Annotated in this window: 7 protein-coding genes; 1 reads left to right on the top strand and 6 read right to left on the bottom strand. The window is 60.1% G+C overall.

Annotation, left to right across the window (positions count from 1 at the left end):
• From NUW23_11150 to NUW23_11125, 6 genes are all read right to left on the bottom strand, one after another.
• Nucleotides 1-652, bottom strand: a 652-nt coding sequence (locus NUW23_11150; protein MCR4426720.1) for a heavy metal translocating P-type ATPase, incomplete at its 3' end; no start/stop codon positions are given.
• Nucleotides 653-853: 201 nt separating this feature from the next.
• The gene (locus NUW23_11145) at nt 854-1,156 is read right to left on the bottom strand and encodes a metalloregulator ArsR/SmtB family transcription factor (GenBank protein ID MCR4426719.1); all 303 of its coding nucleotides are present in this window, start codon (nt 1,154-1,156) and stop codon (nt 854-856) included.
• Between the two features lie 173 nt (nt 1,157-1,329).
• The gene (locus tag NUW23_11140) at nt 1,330-2,625 is read right to left on the bottom strand and encodes a TRAP transporter large permease (GenBank protein ID MCR4426718.1); all 1,296 of its coding nucleotides are present in this window, start codon (nt 2,623-2,625) and stop codon (nt 1,330-1,332) included.
• A 38-nt stretch (nt 2,626-2,663) separates the two neighbouring features.
• A complete protein-coding gene (locus NUW23_11135) occupies nt 2,664-3,212 on the bottom strand; it encodes a TRAP transporter small permease (protein ID MCR4426717.1) in 549 nt (182 codons plus the stop codon).
• Nucleotides 3,213-3,308: 96 nt separating this feature from the next.
• Nucleotides 3,309-4,361 carry a DctP family TRAP transporter solute-binding subunit gene (locus NUW23_11130; protein ID MCR4426716.1) on the bottom strand — a complete coding sequence of 351 codons (1,053 nt, stop codon included), beginning with the start codon at nt 4,359-4,361 and terminating at the stop codon, nt 3,309-3,311.
• A 102-nt stretch (nt 4,362-4,463) separates the two neighbouring features.
• Complete coding sequence (locus tag NUW23_11125; GenBank protein ID MCR4426715.1) at nt 4,464-4,886, bottom strand: EamA family transporter; 423 nt, start codon at nt 4,884-4,886, stop codon at nt 4,464-4,466.
• Between the two features lie 105 nt (nt 4,887-4,991).
• Here NUW23_11125 and NUW23_11120 point away from each other — a divergent pair.
• Nucleotides 4,992-5,695, top strand: a 704-nt coding sequence (locus NUW23_11120) for a pyruvate kinase (protein ID MCR4426714.1), incomplete at its 3' end; no start/stop codon positions are given.

Genomic DNA, 5,695 nt, shown 5'->3' with positions numbered 1-5,695 from the left:
CCACAGAGGAGTCCGAGTAGGCCTTTGACACTTCCACTGTCAAGACCCCCCGAGCGTTGATCGTGCCCGCGAGGACCCCATCGCCGGGGCCCACTGCGCGAGGCATGGACTCTCCAGTGAGCGCTGAGGTGTCCACAAAGGACTCCCCCTCAACGACCGCGCCATCGAGGGGCACTCGCTCGCCCGGCCTCACAAGAATGCGCTCCCCGGGAGCCACTGACTCCGGCCTGACCCGCTCGATTCGGCCGTCCCGGATCACATTCGCCGTCTCAGGCCTGATGTCCATCAGCGACTCAATCGACTTCCTGGACCGCTCCACCGCCCTCGCCTGCAGGAGTTCTCCGAAAGCATAGAACACCATGACCCCGACTGCTTCGGAAATCTCACCCACAGCTATGGCTCCGATCGAAGCCACGGTCATCAGCAAGTTCTCGTCGAAGAACTGCCAGCGGGTGATCCTACGGGCCGCCGTCCACAACACCCTCCAGCCGGCCACCGCATAGGCCACGAGAAGGACCGCGTTTCCCAACCAACCCGGCACGGATGCCAGGGGCACTGCCGCTGTCATCCCCCGCCCCGCAGCAGAGCGGAGCGCGAGCCCGAGCCCAAAGAGAAGCGCCCCAACGATGGCCTCACGCTCCTGTGCGTGCATGGCCTGATGCGCTCCGGAGGCACTCGCGCCGCCGCCTCTGCCCGGACACGGGTGGGTCCCCGCGCTTGGACTTCTGCCACTGCAGGTGCAGCCGCATGCGACAGACGACCGGTCCAAGCTCGATGTATCGTTTTCGCGCTGTTCGGCGTATCTGGGGACGGTATCCAGCCTCCTCCCGAGTGTCATGCAAAACTCTCTCCCTTACCTTGCCTCATCATAGTGCTCTTGCGCGATCCTTATCAGATCCAGGATGTGGTCGTCCGCCAGAGAGTAGTACACGTGTCTGCCCTCAGGTCTGTGCTTGACCAATCTCAGTGCCCGGAGGAGTCTCAGGTGGTGCGACACAGCGGGCATGGTCATGCCCAGGGCATCTGCAAGGTCGCAGACGCAGAGCTCCTTTATGGAAAGGAGGTAGAGTATCCTCGTCCGGGTCTCGTCCCCGAGCACCCGGAAGATTTCCGACACCCCCGCTACCTCAGTTATCCGGTGTTCGAGCTCGACCAAGGCACCCCCCCCCCCGGAACACGTTCTAACACGATTAAGCAAGTGTTTAATTATCAATCAATCATAGCTCGTCCAGGCTCACCATGTCAAGGCCGAGCTTCCAGCATTCTCGGGGTGCAAGCACAGGTCAGAGTACCTAACAAGCCAGGCGCTGCGAGGCTTCGCCCCCTCTCTTACGCCAACCCCAGAAGTCTCGGCACGAGAAGCGGTATGAAGTCGAAGAAGGTGATTACGAACAGTACGATCGCCTCGGCGATGATGAACGGGAATATGGCCCGGCTCAGCTGCTCGAGGCGGAGTTTGCTTATGCCGCATGCCACGAAGAGACACGCCCCAACCGGCGGGGTCATGAGCGCAATGTTGAGTGAGAGGACCATTACAATGCCGAAATGGAGAGGATGGACCCCGGCGTTCACCGCGAGAGGATGCAGAATCGGCCCAAGTATGATAAGAGCGGCGGCGATGTCCATGAACATGCCGACCACCAGCATCAGCAGGTTGATCATGAGGAGGATCCCATACTTGTTCGTTGTCACCGACATGAACGCCGCGGCAACTGATTCGGGGACTCTCTCGCTCGCCAGAACCCAGCCGAGTATGGATGCGGTGGCGATTATCAGGAACACCACCCCGGTTGTGCGGGCGGTCCGCTCCAGAAGCCTTGGAATGTCGGAGATCTTGAGGGTTCGGAACACGAAGAACCCGATCACGAACGCATAGAAGACCGCCACTGCCGCTGCTTCAGTCGGCGTGAAGGCACCGGTGAGGATCCCTCCCAGGATGAGGACTGGCATGAAGAGGGCGACTATGGCATCCCGGAAGCCCACCACGATCTCCCTCAGCGTGGCGGCTTTCTCTTTCTTCGGATAGCCGCGCTTCGCGGATATGTAGGCCGAAAAGAGCATCAGTATGGCCGCGAGGAGAAGGCCTGGGACGACTCCCGCCGCGAAGAGGCCGGCGATGGAGACGCTCATGAGGGACCCATAGATGACCATCATGTTGCTGGGCGGGATAGTTGGCCCGATGATGGAGGAAGCTGCGGTGACCGCGGCGCTGAAATCGACATCGTACCCGTCCTCCACCATGGCGGGTATGAGCATGGTACCGATGGCGGCAGTGTCAGAGACCGCGGCCCCGGTCATCCCTGCGAAGAACACGCTCGCAAGTATGTTCGCGTGGGCCAGGCCCCCGCGCAGATGCCCAACGAGCACGTTGGCGAAGGCCACCAGGCGCCGGGTGATCCCCGTGGCGTTCATGATCTCTCCGGCCATGATGAAGAAAGGCATGGCCATGAGGGTGAACATGTCGAGGCCCGCGAAGAAGCGCTGGGGGACCATGTTCAGAAGAATGGGCATGTCGAGGGATAGGAGGGCATAGAGCCCAGCTATCCCAAGGACAAACCCGATAGGAGTTCCGAGAAAGAGGAAGACCAGAAAGATGATGGCGATGCCGAGTAGTATGGGACCCACCTCCCGACTTGCTGGGACCCTCCGCCCAGGGGACGGACCTACTCGTAGTGAGCCGTCCCCATTATCTCCGCGATGGATCCGAGTTTGAGATCTACCAAGGCTTGCAGGGCAACTTGGGCCGCAGTGAGCGCACCGGTGACCGGCACCGCCAGAAGCGGCCAGAACATGCTCGTGTTCAGTGACATGGACAGCTGCATCTTGCCGCGGACCGCCATATCCCAGCCCCGGGCGGTCAAGACTACCAGAAAGCCAAGAATCACGAGTTTAGTGAGTATCGCAAGCGTGCGGGCTACTGTGAGGGGGAGCCTCTCCATCAGAAGGCTTATGCCCACGTGCTCCCTGTACCTCACCGCCACACTCACCGCGAGCAACGCAGACCAGATCATCAGGTAGCGCGCGAGCTCCTCCGTCCACCCGAGCGGGTTTCTGAGCACGTACCGGAAGAATACGCCCACGATGACAGTTACAGTCATCAGCCCAATACCCGCGATGCACGGGATCAATGTCGCGCGCGCGAGGACGTGCGACGCCCGTTCCGCCCAGGAGGCCACCACATGCGAGACCGGCCGCTTATCCTGTGCTCCCACGTCCCATACCACCCCTCGTTCCGTTACTGCAGTTAGAGAGTGGGCCGGCAGGAAAACCGCCGGCCCGCCTGTGATATGTATTCTCACCGGAGAATCTTACTGCCCGAGCGCGGCCCGAGCGTCGTCGATCGCCTTGAGGAAGGCCTTTGCCAAGTTCACACCTTCCTGCTTGTAGGTCTTCTCGATGAACTTCATCGCTGCGTCCACGGAGATTGCTCTGAACTTGTCGAGTTCAGCGTCGGTCGGGTTGTAGACCTCCATGTACTTCGAGAGCAGCGGCAGGCCCTTCTCGCTGGATTCGAGTATCCTGTTTAAGCCTCGCCCTGCAATGTTTGCCGTCCTCGCGGCGTCCACGATGATCGCCTGCTGCTCACGGGTGAGGCCCGTGAAGAACCTGTTGTTCATGACCCATACGTAAGGGGTGTAGAGGTGGTTGGTGAGTGTTATGTACTTCTGAACCTCATAGAGCTTGCCTGTTTCGATAATGGGTATCGGGTTGTGCTGCCCGTCGACGACCCCGGTCTGGAGCGCAGTGTACACCTCGGCCCACGCGATGGGGGTGGGGGACGCCCCGAACGCCCTCATGATCTCCATGTGCATCGGAATCGTCATGGTACGGAACTTGAGGCCCTTCATATCATCAGGGGTCCTGATCGGTCGCTTGCTGTTGGTGATCTGGAAGAACCCTCCGGACTCGCCGAATGCTAGGACCTTGAAGCCGGTTTTTGCCTGGATGTCGGCGGCGAGCATCTGGCCGAACGGACCATCATAGACCTGATACGCGACATTGTAGTTGGGGAGCGCGAAAGGGATGTCAACGACGGACATCAGCGGGTAGAACACCGCCATTCCGCCGCCGGACGCGATGTAGCTCTGGACAATGCCAGCCTGCACCTGCTCCATCGTCTCCCGCTCGTTCCCCAAAGTCCCCGCAGGATAGAGCTCCACAACGATCCCCTTGTTCGTGTTCTCCTCCACCATGGTCTTGAAGACCTGCGCCATCGCGGCCGTGGCCACTTCGAAAGGCTTTTGCGCGTTGAGGTGGCTGAGCTTGAGAACAATCGGACCGGTCTTTCCGAGTGCAGGGGTTGCCAGCAACACCAATGCCACAAGTGCCACCACGACTTTCGTTGCCATCAGTCTCTTCAAGGTCTTACAACCTCCCATGATTGAATAATGGAGAGCAGCCAGGTATGCTTGTTAGTTTCGACCCCGACCCGGCAAATCCTTCACCTGGGTATCTCATGAAGCTTACAATGTCCTGATCAGTAAGACCCCCAGCACGACCAAGGCACCCCCAATGGCCTTCCCGATCGTCAGCCTCTCACCGAGAAGGATTACGGCCGCTATCATGGTCACAATAGGGAACGACGCAGTCACGGGCACAGTCGCAGACGCGGCCCCGTGCTTGAGCGCGTAGAGGTAAGCGTAGTGGCCAAGCAGGGAACCGCACATGCCCTCCAGCAGGAGGAATATCCATGCCTTGGGAGGCAGACCTCGAAGGGCACCTGCTTTCTGCCCAAATGCGTTGATGGCCACGAGGGCCGCAGCCACCCCGAGGGTCCGAACAGTCAGTGCGGTGAGAGGATCGGCTTTCGTAAGCCCCAGTTTCCCGAAGATGGGAGCAATTCCCCAGAAAAATGCCGCCAGAAGGGCGGATATGAACCAACCCACCACGCCTCGCCTCCGACCTGTATGATGCCCAACGGCATATTCTGTTCCTAAGTGGGCTTCCCCTGCGCCCCGTTCCATGATATCGTCTTTGCGGGGGTGGACTCCTTGCGCAAGACAAAGATAGTGTGCACGATCGGACCGGCGAGCGAATCCCCGGAGGCTATCAGGAGCCTTATGGCCGCGGGAATGGACGTGGCCCGCCTCAACCTGTCTCATGGAACCCACGAAGAACATCTTGCGCGGATCCGTGAGGTTCGGGCAGCGTCGGGCGAATCCGGCAAACACGTTCCGGTGCTCCTCGATACCAAAGGCCCCGAAATCAGGATAGGAACCTTCTCTGGAGGCTCGGCGACTCTCGAGAGGGGAGACTCTTTCGTTCTCACGATCGAGCGTGTCATGGGCAGCAAGGAGAAGGTGAGCGTGAGCTATTCGCGGCTGCCGGAGGACGTGGCCCAAGGTGATAGGCTGCTGCTGGATGATGGCCTGATCGAGCTGGCCGTTGAGGAAGTTCGTGCAAAAGAGGTTGCGTGCCGGGTGGTTGTCGGAGGGACGCTCGGCAGCAGGAAGAGACTCAGCCTTCCGGGGAAGTGTGTCGATCTCCCTGCCATGTCGCCCGAGGACGAAGCGGACCTCCGGTTCGGCGTGGAGCATGGGGTTGACTTGATCGCAGCGTCGTTCACACGTAAGCCATCTGACATACAAGAGATCAGGGAGTTCATCCGGGGACTGGGGGCGAGCATCCCCATCATCGCCAAGATCGAGAACAAGGAGGGTCTCGACAACCTCGACTCCATCTTGGAGGTCTGCGA

Source organism: Bacillota bacterium (assembly GCA_024655925.1).
In the GTDB taxonomy this organism is placed as follows: Bacteria; Bacillota; DTU025; order DTU025; family JANLFS01; genus JANLFS01.
Note: the sequence above shows the minus strand (reverse complement) of the source record. Positions and strands in the feature narration are given on the sequence as shown.